This window comes from Bacillus sp. WC2503, from assembly GCF_052682895.1.
In genome coordinates, this window is the sequence record NZ_JBQYMD010000001.1 from 4,400,896 (window position 1) to 4,418,204 (window position 17,309).

The 17,309-nt window shown below is 31.1% G+C and carries 15 protein-coding genes; all 15 read right to left on the reverse strand.

Features of this window, described 5'->3' with window-relative positions; translation table 11 throughout:
• Nucleotides 1-10: 10 nt before the first annotated feature.
• The 15 genes from tagU to ACUN26_RS22840 all read right to left on the reverse strand — a co-directional run bounded on the left by tagU (nucleotide 11) and on the right by ACUN26_RS22840 (nucleotide 17,147).
• Entirely contained in the window at nucleotides 11-925 is a 915-nt protein-coding gene (gene tagU, locus ACUN26_RS22770; RefSeq protein ID WP_000727079.1) for a polyisoprenyl-teichoic acid--peptidoglycan teichoic acid transferase TagU, read from the reverse strand.
• Between the two features lie 139 nt (nucleotides 926-1,064).
• Nucleotides 1,065-2,348, reverse strand: a complete 1,284-nt coding sequence (locus ACUN26_RS22775; protein WP_001036870.1) for a nucleotide sugar dehydrogenase — start codon at nucleotides 2,346-2,348, stop codon at nucleotides 1,065-1,067.
• A 205-nt stretch (nucleotides 2,349-2,553) separates the two neighbouring features.
• Complete coding sequence (locus tag ACUN26_RS22780) at nucleotides 2,554-3,669, reverse strand: glycosyltransferase family 4 protein (RefSeq protein WP_000758172.1); 1,116 nt, start codon at nucleotides 3,667-3,669, stop codon at nucleotides 2,554-2,556.
• Nucleotides 3,670-3,690: 21 nt separating this feature from the next.
• Nucleotides 3,691-4,491, reverse strand: coding sequence for a glycosyltransferase (locus ACUN26_RS22785; RefSeq protein ID WP_000807688.1), 801 nt, complete (start codon nucleotides 4,489-4,491; stop codon nucleotides 3,691-3,693).
• 136 nt (nucleotides 4,492-4,627) lie between these two features.
• Complete coding sequence (locus ACUN26_RS22790; RefSeq protein WP_001101149.1) at nucleotides 4,628-5,980, reverse strand: glycosyltransferase family 39 protein; 1,353 nt, start codon at nucleotides 5,978-5,980, stop codon at nucleotides 4,628-4,630.
• 44 nt (nucleotides 5,981-6,024) lie between these two features.
• Nucleotides 6,025-7,227 carry a hypothetical protein gene (locus tag ACUN26_RS22795; protein WP_000832604.1) on the reverse strand — a complete coding sequence of 401 codons (1,203 nt, stop codon included), beginning with the start codon at nucleotides 7,225-7,227 and terminating at the stop codon, nucleotides 6,025-6,027.
• Between the two features lie 121 nt (nucleotides 7,228-7,348).
• Nucleotides 7,349-9,631 (reverse strand): alginate lyase family protein, encoded by a 2,283-nt coding sequence (locus ACUN26_RS22800; RefSeq protein WP_000478245.1) that lies wholly within the window; start codon nucleotides 9,629-9,631, stop codon nucleotides 7,349-7,351.
• Between the two features lies 1 nt (nucleotide 9,632).
• Nucleotides 9,633-10,910 (reverse strand): lipopolysaccharide biosynthesis protein, encoded by a 1,278-nt coding sequence (locus tag ACUN26_RS22805; protein ID WP_000250380.1) that lies wholly within the window; start codon nucleotides 10,908-10,910, stop codon nucleotides 9,633-9,635.
• The gene (locus ACUN26_RS22810; RefSeq protein WP_001291977.1) at nucleotides 10,895-11,887 is read right to left on the reverse strand and encodes a glycosyltransferase family 4 protein; all 993 of its coding nucleotides are present in this window, start codon (nucleotides 11,885-11,887) and stop codon (nucleotides 10,895-10,897) included. The genes ACUN26_RS22805 and ACUN26_RS22810 overlap by 16 nt, the downstream gene beginning before the upstream one ends.
• A gap of 185 nt (nucleotides 11,888-12,072) precedes the next feature.
• Entirely contained in the window at nucleotides 12,073-12,753 is a 681-nt protein-coding gene (locus tag ACUN26_RS22815) for a sugar transferase (protein WP_000392623.1), read from the reverse strand.
• Nucleotides 12,754-12,771: 18 nt separating this feature from the next.
• Entirely contained in the window at nucleotides 12,772-13,653 is an 882-nt protein-coding gene (galU, locus tag ACUN26_RS22820; protein ID WP_000757775.1) for a UTP--glucose-1-phosphate uridylyltransferase GalU, read from the reverse strand.
• A gap of 244 nt (nucleotides 13,654-13,897) precedes the next feature.
• Entirely contained in the window at nucleotides 13,898-14,665 is a 768-nt protein-coding gene (locus tag ACUN26_RS22825) for a tyrosine-protein phosphatase (RefSeq protein WP_000566175.1), read from the reverse strand.
• A gap of 108 nt (nucleotides 14,666-14,773) precedes the next feature.
• Entirely contained in the window at nucleotides 14,774-15,475 is a 702-nt protein-coding gene (locus ACUN26_RS22830) for a CpsD/CapB family tyrosine-protein kinase (protein WP_001207195.1), read from the reverse strand.
• Nucleotides 15,465-16,208, reverse strand: coding sequence for a YveK family protein (locus ACUN26_RS22835; protein ID WP_000393140.1), 744 nt, complete (start codon nucleotides 16,206-16,208; stop codon nucleotides 15,465-15,467). Before ACUN26_RS22835 ends, ACUN26_RS22830 begins: the two co-directional genes overlap by 11 nt.
• A gap of 261 nt (nucleotides 16,209-16,469) precedes the next feature.
• Entirely contained in the window at nucleotides 16,470-17,147 is a 678-nt protein-coding gene (locus ACUN26_RS22840) for a CpsD/CapB family tyrosine-protein kinase (protein WP_000467971.1), read from the reverse strand.
• Between the last annotated feature and the right edge of the window lie 162 nt (nucleotides 17,148-17,309).

The following is a 17,309-nucleotide window of genomic DNA, read 5'->3' on the forward strand; positions in this document are numbered from 1 at the left end:
TTATTACATATTACTTAGTCACTTCAAGATGCGCTCTTAACTTATTCGTTATATCTTGTTTCGCTGCATCTGGAACATAGTAATACCAAATGCCATCAGCGGCTTTGTGACCGTCACCTGGGATTTGAATCTCTTCACTATTCTGCATGCAATCTTTATAGTTCTTTTGAATATCAAACATTTGATCTTGCGTTAAACTTGTTTTTACGTTTTTCTCAATTGCTTTTAATACGTCACCGTAACTTGCTAGAGAAGAAACTGTAGCGCCTTGTTTAATTACCCCTTGGATTACTTGACGTTGACGCATCTGACGTCCGAAATCACCACGTGGGTCAAGTTTTCTCATCCTAGAATAATGTAATGCCTTTCTACCATCTAAATGAATATTTCCTTTTTCAAAATGAATTCCTTCATATGTGAAATCTAAATCATTATTTACATCTACGCCACCAACAGCATCTACAATATCTTTAAATCCATCCATGTTTACTTCAATATAATGATCAACTGGCACATTAAGAAAATTCTCTACTGTTTTGACAGCCATATCAATCCCGCCAAATGCGTAAGCATGGTTAATTTTGTCCTTTGTACCTTTCCCAACAATTTCTGTATAAGAATCACGCGGAATACTAATAATTTTCATAGATTTTGTCTTGGGATTTAATGTGAATAGCATTAACGAATCTGATCTTCCCTGATCTTCACCACGTTGGTCCACACCCATCATTAAAATAGATATTGGCTTCTTATCCGAAATATCTACTTTTTGTTCCCGTTTTTCAGATTTCTCGCGATTTAATGGTTTATGGACAGCATCTAATGTATTAGATACATTAGAATAAACAGTATATGCATATACTCCACCACCAACAACAATAATTCCAATAATACCCAGAACCCAGAATAAAATTTTCTTTTTCATCTTTTTAACCTTCTTTCGAAAATCGAAATCTTTTCTCAAAAAACATAGTTACAATTATAACTTAAATACATACTAAATATCTAATCTAACTTTTCATTTAATAAAACATATTCTTGATCAGTTATTTACAATTGGTTCATTATACTTGTACGTTTTCTAAACTTCTTAGTTCATATAGATTGTTAAAATTGTAATAAGAAATTTGTTTACTACTTATGTTCATACAATTACGTGTATCAAATATAATAGCCTTTCTTGCATTATCAATAATTATTTTTTCGTCTATTTGTTTAAATTCATTATGGTCTGTTAGTACCAAAATACATTCTGCATTTTTTACAGCATTCTCTAGACTATATAAATTAAAATGCACCTGATTTTCATGAACATGGGGATCATGTACAGCAATCTGGTAACCCTGGTCTTTAAGTAAATCTACAATTGTCATAGCTGGGCTTTCTCTGACATCATCAATATTACCCTTGTATGTAATTCCTAAGACTGCAACTTTTGCATTCTTATCTGGAATAATCTTTTCTAATTGTTCTACAACAAATACAGGCATAGAATTATTTATAAAGCGTGCATTAGAAATTAATTGAGACTCTTCAGGTGCCTTTTCAATAATAAAATACGGGTCTACTGCTAAACAATGCCCTCCAACACCTGGTCCCGGAAGATGTAAATTTACTCGAGGATGGTGATTAGCTAGTTTAATAACCTCTAAAGCATTTACGCCAAGTTTTTCAGATATTTTTGCCAATTCATTTGCTAATGCAATATTTACATCACGGAATGTATTTTCCATCAGCTTAGACATTTCTGCTGTTACAGCAGTAGTTTCAAGGATTTCTCCTTTTACAAAACTACCGTAAACTTCGGCTGCTTTTTGCGTAGATTTTTTATTAATCCCACCAACTATTCTTGTATTCTCTACTAATTCAATTAAAATACGTCCAGGTAACACACGTTCCGGACAATGTGCAAGGTAAATTTCTTCTCCTACTTCCCATCCCTGTTCCTCAATAATTGGAGCCACTGTATCATCAATAGTTCTTGGCGGAATCGTAGATTCTACAATTACAATACTTTCCTTCTGTAAGAATGGTAAAATAGACTTAGTAGCTTCTACGACATAGTCTAAATTTGCAGTATGATCAGCATTGTGTGGTGTAGGAACAGCAATAATAAAAACATCAGCCTTGGTTGGTTCTACACTGGCGATCAATTTCCCCTTTTCTACTACATCTTTAACTAATTCTCCTAATCCAACCTCTTCAATATGAACTTTACCTTGGTTAATCATTTCAATTGCAACTGGGTTAACATCTACCCCTATAACATCATATCCCGCTTTTGCAAATATAGCTGAAGTGGGTAAACCAATATAACCTAAACCTACTACACAAACCTTCTTATTCATTTTCACCAATCCTTATCTTTTTTATTATTTAGCTCATATATCAAAATTATAATAAATATAAAATCACACAAAGTTATACTTACTCAAATAATTTCATATAGATATACTATATTTTATTATTCTTTCAATTAATTAAATCCTATTATTACGTATCAATGATTATTATCTCTCTAATTATAAAGCCTCTTTGCACTACTTATAATTTTTATTTGGAATATAACCCTTCTATTGAAGATAGCATTTTTTCAATTGTAAAGGTTTCTTCAAATGTCCTAAAACTATTTTCGGAGAGCTTGTCATATAGAATAGGATTTTTTATAATATCTAATATTTTTTGTGTTCCTTCTTCAGCATTATCTTTATCAAAAAGATAACCATTATAATTATCAACAACAATTTCATTATTACCTACAACATCCGTCGCAATAATAGGTTTTTTATATGATAATGCCTCTATTAATGAATATGGCATACCTTCGTATAAGGAAGTAGATAAAAATATATCAAAATACATTAATTCTATATCTGGGTTTGAATGAAATCCTTTTAATTTAATAAATTCACTTAAATTATTTTTTTTAACATAATCAGAAACTTCTTTAAAATACTCTCCATCTCCAATGTATACAAACTCAACGTTTTGATTTTCCTTAATTACTTGTTCAGCTATACGAATAAATAACCATGGATTTTTTTGATAATCCATTCTCGCAATTGTTCCCACTACCAATTTCTCTTTACAACCTTTTACAGGCAATTTGCTATCTGTAGAGGATGAAGAAATACCATTATATACTACCATTGATTTATTTAACGAAATGACTTTATGCTCCAAAGCAAATGTTTCTTCACCTTTGGAAACATGAAGAACCTTTGTTGTTAAAAAACCTAGTAATTTTTCGATATTTTTATATACGAATTTTTTCTTTGAAGATAAATTCGGGTTTTGAAATACGTATGCATGTGGTGTATAGTATATCTTTTTCACCCCACATATTTTTGCCGCTATCCTACCTATTGCACCCGCTTTAGAGCTATGGCAATGGACAATTTGCGGCTTGATTTCTCTTAGTATTTTTATAATTGATTTTGTAGCCCCTATGTCATTTTTAGCTGATAATTCCCTCACCATTTCTGGGACTTCGTAAAAATAAATCCCTTTAAGCTTATTTTTTGCCAATAGGAATATATCATCTACTCGCTTAGTACCATGTACAACATGTACCTCATATTTATCTAGATCTAAATTGGAGAGTACGTCTACTAAATGTCTCCTAACTCCTCCACCTAACGCCTCACATATAAAAACAACCTTTTTCATTACTCATGACCCCTTTTATCATTAGTTAGAAGATCTACTTAGTAAAGACTTAATACCAATAATTAGTTTATTAGGAGCTATTAGCAAGATAAAAGACTTTACTATTCCCACATAACTTTCTAAAACTAGGGGGTTAAAATATTTTCTTTGAATTTTTATTCTGCTATACAACTGTCTTTTTCGCCTACTTAATGAGATGCTATTTGGATTGATTTCCTTACAAATAAGAACTTCATCTAAATTTGAAACCTCATATTTATTCATTATCCTGAAGAAAAACTCGTAATCTTCTGCTGCTGGAAAATTAGTGTGATATACACCAATCTCTTCAATAATCACCGTTCTAAACATAACGGATGGGTGTGGAAAACAACTATTAATATGCATCTTCTTTTTTATCTCATCTGTTGAAAGTGGCACACGCTCTATAAACACTTCTTTACCATTCATATCCGTATGCCTCACGTTTGATCCTATCAACATATAATTCGGATTATCTAACATATATTTTTTTTGCTTATAAAATCGATTAGGTTCAATTGTATCCCCTGCATCTATCCTGGCAACAAATTTATAGCCATTATCGCAAATATACTTTAATCCTAAATTTAAGACATGCTCAATTCCTTTATTAACTTCAGACTTTATAAAAATAATATGATGAATTCCAATAATCTTAGGGACACGAATCGGTTCCTTACTACCGTCATCAACAACTACTACATCTACTTTTTCTTTTGTTTCCTTCAATAAAGATTCTAAGGTTTGATTTAAACCAACTTGATCGTTATATACAGGAATTAATAACGCTATTTCTGCCATAAGACCTCTCCAATTCATACTTCGTATAATAAAAAACATAGATAATCATTACATAAAACACATGTAATAATTATCTATGTGTGAGCATTTTAAATTTTTATATAAATAAACATTTTAATTGTATTTAACAAATAGATTATTTAACTAAAAAAACCGTCAATATAACAATAAGACCAAAACTAACTAATCCCAAGAACAATAACTTCTCCCTAAATCTATTGATTACGACTCCTATTAACAGGCAATTTAACCATATCCACATATTATATAATCTAGGTATTGGAAGTCCGTATACACTTGTAATTAAAAAGATAAACAAAATAGGCATTATACAGCATAACAGCCAAATCCAAGTATCCTTTTGTTTTTTTCCAATAACCATAAGAATCATAATAGCTACAAAGCTGAACATTAAAATAAAATTTTGATAATAAAAGGAAGATAGATTCAAAAACTCCGAAAATGCAGATAAATCATAATTCTTTAAAACTGTTGTTTGTCCCAAAAAGCTATACAGTACACTATATATAGCTAAGTTCCACCCTTTAGAACGCTCTGCTATCCATGGCTGAGTTCCATCATTCAGTGTGAATTTATTTTGTACATTTTCGAATCCATAAACATAGCATCCTATAACCACAACAATCATCAAAATTGTTACCAATAAATAATTTTTAACAGGCTGTTTCTTTGAGAAGAAATACGCACAACTCAGCGAAATAATAGTAATGGGAGCGGCATATGACCTAAATAAAAACAGAAATATTAATGTAATTAAAATTTTAATAGTATACTTTACTTTATTTTCAAAGTTATTTCCAACAAAATATATACAGTAATAACATACTAGTATCACTAAAAAAGAGTTTATATTGTCTCTAGAAAGAGTGGATATGACCAGCAAATTGGCTGGGTATAATTCATATAACATTATTGAGAAAATAGCCCATTTATCATTTAAGTAGTTAATTACTATCTTATACAATACGTAATAACTCAAAATACTTACTTTTAATTTTAATAATATCAAAGTTAAAAGATTCGGACCAAATATACTAATTAAGACAGCATTAAGTATATTATAGGCATTATACGGGCCGTAAAATCCAAAATGCGGAAAATCTCCTGCTAACCAATATTTAAAGTTCTGACTAAAAAGTATCTGTACAAGTTGTTGGGATTCATCATAATAATTTTTTGTATCGGCGTAATAATTCTCCCCGATTTTCCCCAATAAATTTCCATCACTAAATCCTAAGTTGATGGCATTATAGTACTGAATATACACTATAATTACAAATATACTCGTCAACAATATCCCTAATAAACAAATTATTGGTTTATTCAAGTTCAAACGCCTGTATACCAGTATATTCAAAACAACTAGACTAAAGATTATTGTTATATTCTGTATTGCACCACTTACAAAAATTGCCAAAAATAATACTGCTATATACACTAGTAATAAATTATTGATTTTTACATTCATATTTTCTCAAACACCTTATATAAAATTGATAAATTCTTCATAAATCAAGAATTTTCCTTTTGAAGAATCCTATTATATTTACTTGAATTAACATTATAGCTATAAAACCCCTTCAATTCAGAGTAATCAAAATTAGAAGAGGTTTTACTAATCTCCACTAATTTTTTCGCGATTTTTTCCTTTTCATTATCGACATTATCAAATAGATCAGTTAAGTTTGACCCTACATTCAAAATTCTCGTATCTGCGTACAAGTAATCAATAATTTTACTAGGTATTTGACTTGTACTTTTATTATTTAAATTAATTAACAAATCCATATTTTTCATAATACTAATAATTTCACTTCTATCTTTAAAGGTGTTGACTGTAATAGGAATTGTTTTTATATCAAGCCCTTCCATTTCTAAAAATTCTTCTAATGCATTGACATTTCCAAAATAATGAAAATGTAGATTTGGATTTTTTTCACTGGCTAATACCAGACCATGGATAAATTCCACTGGACTTCTAATCCCTCTATAAAAAGATCCTGCATACATTATATTAAATTTTTCCTTATCTATACTATAGCTGCTTTCACCTTGTTGTTCTTCAAATAATTGAGGAATAACATGAATTTTCGACCTATTGACACCTAAATTAGTATAGCAATCTACTGCATTTTCTGTTGGTATTACTATGGAATTGACATTATTAAGTATCTTTGATTCCAGAAATTTATCGTATTTTCTTATTTCTCTATCTGGATTATAAGAGAATGGATCTCCGTAATCAGCTATCCACTTTAAATGAGTAGCATCTTTTTTTAATAGATGCCCTGTAATATGAGTAGAAACTGGCAACCCAACGGTCACCATAGCCTCACTATTACTATGCAGCTTATGTTTTTTTACATAACGATATGCATTTATTGCCCACTCAACTGTTCGATCTGGCCAAATAAGTACGTCATATAAACTTTTTAAGCCTTTAATGAAAAAATTACTCCGAGAATTGTTTAATATATTTCTATTAACATCCCATCTATTTTTTTCTTTATGGAGTATACTCCCTGGTTTCACTTGATGTATGGTTATGTTATCTGATTCTCTAGCATCTATTTCTTGATACATACTATTTCTAGGAATTATTAAATCAACATTATACCCCTCTTGTACCAAAGAAGATACGATACCCTTCACATGGAAAGCACGGGCTACATTTTCTGGATAATACCAATAACTAATTACCATTACTCTCTTCATATTATTGTAATAAATCCCTTCTAAAATTCATTTAATACACGCCATGTAATACAATATTCTCCACCCTCTAGCCCATTATTTCACTAGAGTTCTACCCAAAAATCTTATTATTAAATGCCCTTTATTTATTTTTCATAATTCGTCCGTAACCGTTTGAATAGTAATTGAATTCTTGATTAACAATACTTGTTCCAAAATCGGTTATTACTACTCGTTTGTCAAATATCTCTATTTTCCTATATACTTTTTGACCATAACCACTATGGCATCCTACAAAACTATTGTTTTTAAATTCCAAACACTGGCTATTTGTATTATTCTCTAAGCTAAACAAACCACTCAATCCATCATAAAAATTATTTTGTTCTATATCGCCCAATTGGATTGTAAAATGTGCTTTTGTGGATCTAAATAAATTTCTTTTCTCCGGTATTGGGGTGTATAGGTATGTTCCAGGATCTTTTATAATATTTTCTCCGTCAATTACCAATTCAATACTGAGCTGATCATTATGATCATGACTTCCTTTTCCGTTAGTACCTAACTTCCCACACCTAATAGCTAAATAAAAATCTGGAGATTTAAAAATATACATACCAAAGTCGGGATATGCTATCTTTTTTAGCCTCTCAACCAAATTAGATTTAGAATAAAAAATATATTGAACAAATTTTTCTTGTTGCTCTAATTTATTTATTTCATTTTTCTCTTGCTCATTTATGGAGATTTCTAAAGTATCATGTTTTAAACCCTGTGAAATAAATTCTTCATATGTTTTCATACGATTTTTCACCATATTTTTAATTAAGGTATGTTCTATAGAAGGCTTATTTACAAAGCTAAAAAATTTTTTCCTTTTAAATAAAGCATTAATTCCCGCTACTAGAAAGTGATGTTCTAAAAAGTCCTCATCCCAGTAATTTGCTTTATCACTTAATTCATTATAAGTACTTAAATTTAAATATTTTTGCTTAGCTTCCTGAACTGTTAATAAATTATAAGAGGGCTGTGTCTTAAAGAATCTTCCACTATCATTATCACCAAACTGCGCAACTTTTCCGTTAGGCTTAGTAATATCAACTGTAAATTCAGCCATTTTTTCTAATCTCTCCATATACCATCCAGGAAATATCCTCCCGTTATGGAAATCCCAAAATTTATCCGGATCAATTTCAAACCCTAGTTTTTTACAAACCCCAATATGATCTTGCAATTTGTAACTATGTAATATCTTTATTTTCTCTTTAGGCAACGCTAGGGCTACCGCTGTTGCATAAAGCATAAGTTCGCCAGATAAGCGATGATAAGTAGTAGAGTTTTCAAAGTTTGAACCTTCTTTATAAAATTGGAAACTCATTTCTTGAATTAATTCTTGGAATGAGAACTTTAACCATGTCGATACCTCTTTTGTAACAGGAAGATATGCAGAAATAAAGAATAATCCTACAATATTAGATAAATAATGATTATTTCTTATCCCTTTATTACGTTCTAGATGGTTAAAAATAAATTTCCCATGATCATATATAGAAAGTACAAATATTTTTTTAAATTCCTTATTAAATTCTACCCCTTGTACTTTAAGTAAATCATAAACTAAAATCCAATTAGCAGCTCTAATTGCAACGTCCATAGTGCACGTCCAATTTACTCCAAATTTAGGAGGATTTGCAGAGATAAAATCCAGAATTTCATCTTGGAATTCTCTTTCATATACCTCAGGATTTTCAAATTCTTTGTTTCCTTTACTCGCTAGCGTATATGCCCAAACAAATTGAATTAAATGTTGCATTCTGGAAAGTTCCCAAGGTACTTTAACATCAATTCCTGGCCCTGTATTAAGATTCAATTCAGAATAATGTTTTTTGGAATCCCACGTATATCCTGATTTAAAATCGATTCGCCAATCTATAGGTACATAACTACTAGATATATGACTCCTAACATACTCACTATAATTTTGATTCTCTTTATTAATTAAGTTTTTTATCCAATCACTATTCTCATCCACTTCAATTTTCTTTGAGGTATACCGGTGTTCTTCCAATCCCTGGAACTTCATGTTATATTTAACATTCAACCAACCTGATCCTAATAAATCAAAATAATGGTTCATATACAGTGAAGTTAAATCTCTAATTTGTACCACTTCATTTTTATCAAATTCATATTCCACGGTTTTTGATAAAATCTCCTCTAGTTCATAATTAAAAAATTCTTTTGAGTAACTAGAAGCTATACTATCTTTCCAACATTCAATCTTTCTTGATGACTTATAAACTATTTTTCTTTTCGCTTTCTCTAGGACTTCCTTTACAGACAACCCTTCTATTTTTTGAAAGTAGTTCAATATGCTATCACCTGCCTCTTTACTATAAAAACTCTCTACTTTTTCTAAAAACAACTTAAACGTATCTTCTCTCTTTCTTTATCACTATAAAAACAAAGACATATTGTATAACCAATACCAATAGAGCATTAAATACTTGCGCCCACGCTATTCCAATGATAGAAAAATGCTTTCCAATAAAATAATTAATTAACAAAATGATGGGGACAGAAATAAGGTTTACTAAAAAATTCTCTTTCATTCTTCCTAGGGCAATTAACATAATTGCTACAATTGCATAGGATGAATATATTACGTATTTAACCATTAATATGCCAGTATATGTGACAGTATTTATATAAGAGTTCCCATAAAAAATAGGAACAAATATTTTCGCCCCTAAATAAACTGTAATCCCTACAAAAATACTCAATACTAAAGTCTTTTTTTGTATATTAAAAGTCATCTGTTTTAATTTACTAATATCTTTAGTACTTTCAGTGAGATAAGGTGTATAGATATTCTGTAAAGTAGCAGTAACTTGCGTTGCTCCTAATAAAAATATAGTTGCTATTGCATAGTATCCCATCTCAACGCGATTTGTAATAAAACTATCCATAATAATAATATCTGTATAATTCCCTATATTATTGGTAAAATTAGCCAAAAAACTAAAAAATGCAATATTCCAAAATGTAAACGGTATTTTCTTGGACATATTATAAGATACTTTTATAGAATTTACTTCTTTAAACAGTGGAAATAGCCCTACTACTAATCCTAGAACTGTTGCGATAATAAATCCTTTAATACCGAAAAACCACGTACCAATAATAATAAATATTGCATTTTGAATTTTTATTATTGATTGTATAACAGCCATTCGTTTTACCCTTTTCAGAGCCAACAAATAATTCATCAAAATATTTGTCATAGTAAGCATTGGAATACAAAGTGTATATACCCCCCACTGAAATACAGAGTATTTCGGAGAAAAAACTAAAAACAAGTTAAATAATATTACAGAAATCACACAAAAAATTATACTTTTTCGAATCGCATATAAGAGAAGATATTTTTTTTCGCCCTCCTCCCTAGGTTCCGAACAATATTTCAATATTGCCGTATCGAGTCCAAAAGTACCTATTAGAACAGCTAATATTAAATAAGTCTGTAAGCTTTTTATCTGTGCCATACTTTCAGGAGAAATAAATTTTGCAACTAAAATAACACTTCCGAACCCAACAAACTGTACTAAAAATTTTGTTAATAATAAACTAAAAAAACCTTTTTTTCTTAGTTGAATTATATTATTATGGATTTTCCCTCTCATATTTGCTAATAGCTGCACCATGTCGATTTCTCCTTAAAATCCATATCTTCAATACATTTTTCAATATTGCATACCAAGTCATTTATATTTCGATTTTCAAACAATATCGTACCCTCTGGCCGATTGCAAACATTACTTGCAATAGCTCTACAATTAAAGTAAATTGCTTCTTCAATACTTATACCATAAGCATCACTATAAGTTGGTCGAATCATTATATCCGACTTTTTAAATAGAGGCCATAATTCTTTTTGTCCTGTAAGAAATAATATATTTCCCTCTATTTTGTATTCTTTAATTTTGTCTAACATACTTTTGAAATACTCTTCATCGCCTATTTCTGCCAAAGCAAAAACCAATCCTATTTTTGGATACTTGTTTTTTAAAATTCTTATTACTTCTATACACATATCAATTCCATACAAATCTATATTCTTATAAAATGTAATCTTTGAGGCATTGCCTATTAATATTTGTTCACTGTTATTTAAAAAACTTATAACCTCTTCGCTATACGTCGACAAAATATGTTCTTCATCCTCTAATGGAGGTGGTATAAAGGGCGATTTTACCACGACTTGTTTTGGGAGCTGGATGTTATTCTTTCTATATCCATCTTTTAAATGTTCTCCAACCAACACACACTGATCTACTTTTTTTATAAATAATTTAGTCATTATTTTTTTCACATTACGAAAAGTATCTAAAATTCTTATAGAATGGTTTTGTAAAATAATCCTACATTGAAATGGCCGTAATAATAAAGCTATCATGGTTAATGTATTAAATTCATTAAGGTGGAAAGTATGCTTTTGTGGTGACATTACACAATAATGTATTAAAAATTTCAACTTTTCTAAACGCCCCATTTTATCAAAATCAATAAATTCTACTTCTTTACCTTGTTTTTCTAAAAATTTACTATACCTATATATATATATACTTACGCCCCCTAATGGAGGAGGATAAGGACCTATAAGAAAATATTTTTCGCTCATATTTTACATTCCCTCTTAATTCCATTAAATGCACTAGATTTAATATTTACAATGATACATCTAATATTATTATTCAGCTTTTTGAAAATTTCACATAAAAAATAAATAGATCCCTCAGATAGAAAAGACTATAACTCTCTCAAGGAATCTATTTATGATTAATCTCGACAACGTGATTATTATGTTTAATACGCACCCTTACGTAATACAACCAATAAAACAGTTTTAAATAATATAATAATGTCTAATTTCAAGGATTGATTGTATACATAATATAATTCTATATCTACCCTCTCTGGGTACCCTACATCACTTCTACCACTTACTTGCCAATAACCTGTTAAACCAGGGCTCACAGATAAAAAGTCTGAAGTTTTAGAGCCGTATTCTTTTAATTCTTCCTGAATTACTGGTCTCGGACCAACTAAACTCATATCACCTTTAAGGACATTAATAAACTGTGGTAATTCATCTAAACTTGTTCTCCTTAAAAAGCGCCCTATGTTTGTAATACGTGGATCTTCCTCTGGCTCAAGTTTATAGTTATTATCTATATATTTCTTATATAAAACTTCATTTTTCTCTAATTTTTCTTCTGCATTAACTACCATAGAACGAAATTTATAAATACCAAATACTTTACCATCTTTACCAATTCTAGATTGTTTAAAGAAAACCGGCCCTTTCGCATCCCCACGCATGTAAAGGATAGGAATTATAATAAAGAATGGAGAAAATATTATTAAACCAACAATAGCACCTATAATATCCAGTGTCCTTTTTAAAAATGCATGGAAAATTGATGTTTTTTTCACTACACCTATTTCTTTCTCCACAGATTTATGTATCAATCCTCTTTCTTCCAACCTTTCTTCACCTCCCCTTTACACATGTACATTTTCTATTTTTATAAGTTCAGTCATATACTCCATTAATTCGTCCTTTAATTCTTCATGTTGTAATGCCATTTCAATTGTCGTTTTAATAAACCCAAACTTCTCACCAACATCATAACGAGTTCCTTCAAAGTCATAAGCAAATACACGCTGAATTTCATTTAATCGTTGAATCGCATCTGTCAGTTGAATTTCCCCACCAGCACCTGTCTGTTGGTTCTCTAAAAACATAAAAATTTCTGGTGTTAATACGTAACGACCCATAATCGCTAAATTGGATGGTGCTGTTCCTTGAGCTGGTTTTTCAACAAATTGACGTACTTGATAACGACGCTCGTTTTGTTCAACTGGATCGATAATACCGTAGCGATGCGTTTCATTTTCTGCCACTGTTTGTACGCCGATAACGGATGATTGTGTACCTTCATATTGATCCATCAGCTGACGTAAACATGGTGTTTTTGCTTGTACAATATCATCACCAAGTAATACCGCAAATGGTTCATTTCCAATAAACTTACGTGCGCACCATACTGCATGTCCTAAACCTTTCGGTTCTTTCTGTCTTATGTAGTGAATGTTAATTTTTGAAGAAGCTTGTACTTTTTCAAGCATTTCATATTTTCCTTTTTCTAAAAGGTTTTGTTCTAGTTCGAATGAATGATCAAAATGATCTTCGATCGCGCGCTTTCCTTTTCCAGTAACAATAATAATATCTTCAATTCCTGATTCAATCGCTTCTTCTATTATGTATTGAATTGTCGGCTTATCAACGATTGGCAACATTTCTTTCGGCATTGCTTTCGTTGCTGGTAAAAATCTTGTCCCAAGACCAGCTGCTGGGATAATCGCTTTTCTTACTTTTTTCAATGTTAGTCCCCCATATTTATTTATTTATTTATATGTAACAATAACAAAAACCCTACCTATAAAGTCATAGCTATAACTCCATAGGTAGAGTTTCTATCATAAATAAAATATGGGCATCTAACCCATCCTCACGTCATACTCCCGACGACAAGCGTCTAAGGTAGGTTCGAAAATAAATTTTCTACCCACAGCACGACCGAGTGCCTCCATTGATAACGGTTAGGAGACATCACCTATTCCTTATTTAAAAAATACCGAACAATTTCTTACGACGAATTTGTTCTGGATCTTCTTTATAAATCGCCTTCCCGCTAATTAATAAATATGGATTTTCTTTCAAATCACTCATAACACTCATACCGAATTCCTTCTCAATTAATTCGTAGCTTTCCGCTAAATGAAATCCTCTTGATGTCGTGTTATGTGCATCTGAAGCGACCATATGTGTTAAATTATGTTCCACAAGTTGTAGTGAAAACTTTTTAATTTTTTTACCGAATTTCCCTAATAAACTACCTGCTGTTACTTGCGTGAGTGCACCTTTATTAACAAGATTATATAACTTATCTGGCCGCTCGATTAACTCGGCATTACGTTCTGGGTGAACGATAATTGGAATCATTCCCTTAACTCGCAGTTCATATAATAGTTGTTCCGCATATCTTGGTACGTGATTAGATGGAAATTCAATGAATATATATTTATTTGTTTCGTTTAAAGTAACAATTTTACCAGCTTCGTAGTCTTCTAATAAATCACCATATAACCTGACCTCTTGCCCCGGTAAAATAGTAAGTGAAATATTATGTTGTTGTAGTTCATCATTTAGTTGTTTTACGTGATGAATAATTGAGGTACGTTCATTTATATATTTTCCATTTTGATGGTGCGGCGTTGCGACAATTGTATGTATTCCTTCTGCTACGGCTTGTTGCGCCATCGCTAAACTATCTGTCATAGTTTGTGCACCATCATCGATGCCATGTAAGATGTGACAATGTAAATCAATCATTTATTTTATCCTCCCTCTTTCCTAGTAATCTTTTTTCCCTTGAATATGAGACATCTCATATTCAAGGGAAAAAAGGAGATATGTTTCAACCATATCTCACTCTTTTAATTAGTTTGCACCGTAATAATAATATAAGCCTTCTTCACGTTCACGATCGTTCAGGACAACACCTAGCAGTTTACCTTTTGCCGATTCTAACAATCCTTTTGCTTTTACTGCTGTTTCTTTTTCTGTTGCTTCACTACGAACGACAAGAATAGAGGCATCACATACATTTGCCATAATTTGTGCGTCGGTAACAGCTAAAATAGGTGGCATATCAAAAATAACTAAGTCGTACATGCTGTATGCTTGTCCAAGAAGTTCTTTCATTGATTTTGAACCTAACAATTCTGCTGGATTAGGTGGGATTGGACCACAAGCTAAAAAGTGTAGATTATCAACTAATGTTGTTTGTACACATTTTTCTAAACGTTCACTATATGTTAATACATTCGTTAGTCCAAAAATATTATCAACTTGGAACATTTGATGCATCGCTGGTTTACGCATATCCGCATCAATTAATAATACTTTTTTTCCTTGTTGAGCAAACACAACTGCCATATTAGCTGTCGTTGTCGTTTTCCCTTCACTTGGATTTGCAGATGTTACCATTAATGAATGTAAATTCGTATCAATAGCTGCAAATTCGATATTCGTTCGAATATTACGATATTGCTCTGAAATCGGTGATTTCGGTTGTTGATGAGCAATTAATTGACGACGTTGACGATGGGTTTTTTTCTTTCTAAATAAATTAAGAGCCAATTGTTTGTCCCCTCACTTTTCTTGATGATGTAGCGTGTGATTTCACGTTCAATGTTTCTTCATCCATACGAGCTACAATACCTAACACTGGTAAACCAAGTAAGCTTTCGACATCTTCTTCTTTTTTTACTGTGTTATCTAAATATTCTAGTAAAAATGCAAGACCAACTGAAGCCATTAAACCAACAACGAAAACAATTGCTACATTTAACATTGGGCGCGGTTTAATTGGAGATAGATTCTCCGCAACTTCTGCCTTCGATAGTACCGTTACGTTATCAACATTCATAATCTTTGCAACTTCACCTTTAAATACATCTGCTGTTGCATTTGCAATATCACGAGCCACTTTCGGATTTTTGTCCTCAGCTGTTACAGAAATGACTTGTGAATCTTTTTCATTCGCAACATTAATCTTCTTTGTTAAAGATTGTGCTGTCATATTTAAATTTAATTTTTCATTCACTTGATCTAAGATTACTGGACTTTTAATGATAACCTTATATGTATTTGTTAATTGAATATTCGTTTGAACTTCACCAGCCTGAAACATTGCACCTTCTTGCTTCTTCTGATTAACAAGAATTTGCGTCGAAGATTGATAGATTGGTGTCATAAAGAAGAAGCTAATGATAGCACTTACAATAGCTGCACCAAATGCGATTACGAGGATCATTGCTAAACGTTTTTTTAAGATATGAAATAACTCTTTTAGACTAATTGTTTCTTCCATAGGTTCCTCCAACTTTCTAAAATTTACACATAGGAAAAATTATAACATATAAATCTTACATTTTTTATTTTTAATCATTCAGTTCTATATTTGTTCACAAGAAACAAGTTTAATCTTACAAAATAATCTTAAATATGACAACACATTCCAATCATTTCCCAAAAATTTTATCATATCATGTTTTTTATAGTGTGTAACTTGATAAATAATTTTCAGAAAACAATAAAAAGCCAACAAATTTTTTTGTTGGCTTTTTATATTTTAGTAATAACCATATTGCTCTTTTTCTTCTTTTTTATCGTTTAAAACAACACCTAGTAGTTTTCCTGATGCTTTATCTAATATTTGTTTCGCTTTTACGATTTTATCTTTTTCTGTCTTTTCGCTGCGTACAATGAGTACGATTCCATCGCATTTATTCGCTAGTATTTGCGCATCAGTAACCGCAAGGACAGGTGGTGTATCGATTAAAATAATATCAAACATGTTATATGCTTCTAGCAACGCTTCGTCCATTGCCCGGCTCCCTAATAATTCTGCTGGGTTTGGCGGGATTGGACCTGCTGCCATTAAATATACGTTCTCTATATCTGTTTTTTGAATGCATTGCATAAGCTTTGCTTGTCCTGATAATAAGTTCGTTAACCCATTTGAACTATGAATGGCAAATAAGTTTTGTATCGTCGGCTTACGCAAATCAGCTCCAATTAATAAAACTTTCTTTCCTTGTTGGCCGAAAACAACTGCTAAGTTTGCGATTGTCGTTGTTTTCCCATCACCTGGATCTGCCGAGGTAACGATAATAGAACGAACATGACTATCCACAGATGTAAATTCAATGTTTGTACGAATGTTACGATATTGTTCTGTAATACGCGATTTAGGTTCTTTATGTGTAATTAATTGTCGTAATGATTTTCTTTTCTTTCTCCCGAACATATTCATAATCTCCTTTTGTGAAATGCGACATTTCCCTTTTCTCTCTCTTATGCTCGATTTCATACGTCTAATTAATATTTTGTATTGCTAATTTCCCCACATCTCATCATAATCAATAACATTCTACTTTGTCTTATATAAGCGCCTTAACAATATGACAAT

Coding starts and splice junctions, on each gene's coding strand:
- tagU (WP_000727079.1), bottom strand. CDS start 925: ATGAAAAAGAAAATTTTATTCTGGGTTCTGGGTATTATTGGAATTATT.
- ACUN26_RS22775 (WP_001036870.1), bottom strand. CDS start 2,348: ATGAATAAGAAGGTTTGTGTAGTAGGTTTAGGTTATATTGGTTTACCC.
- ACUN26_RS22780 (WP_000758172.1), bottom strand. CDS start 3,669: ATGAAAAAGGTTGTTTTTATATGTGAGGCGTTAGGTGGAGGAGTTAGG.
- ACUN26_RS22785 (WP_000807688.1), bottom strand. CDS start 4,491: ATGGCAGAAATAGCGTTATTAATTCCTGTATATAACGATCAAGTTGGT.
- ACUN26_RS22790 (WP_001101149.1), bottom strand. CDS start 5,980: ATGAATGTAAAAATCAATAATTTATTACTAGTGTATATAGCAGTATTA.
- ACUN26_RS22795 (WP_000832604.1), bottom strand. CDS start 7,227: ATGAAGAGAGTAATGGTAATTAGTTATTGGTATTATCCAGAAAATGTA.
- ACUN26_RS22805 (WP_000250380.1), bottom strand. CDS start 10,910: ATGGTGCAGCTATTAGCAAATATGAGAGGGAAAATCCATAATAATATA.
- ACUN26_RS22810 (WP_001291977.1), bottom strand. CDS start 11,887: ATGAGCGAAAAATATTTTCTTATAGGTCCTTATCCTCCTCCATTAGGG.
- ACUN26_RS22825 (WP_000566175.1), bottom strand. CDS start 14,665: ATGATTGATTTACATTGTCACATCTTACATGGCATCGATGATGGTGCA.
- ACUN26_RS22835 (WP_000393140.1), bottom strand. CDS start 16,208: ATGGAAGAAACAATTAGTCTAAAAGAGTTATTTCATATCTTAAAAAAA.
- ACUN26_RS22840 (WP_000467971.1), bottom strand. CDS start 17,147: ATGTTCGGGAGAAAGAAAAGAAAATCATTACGACAATTAATTACACAT.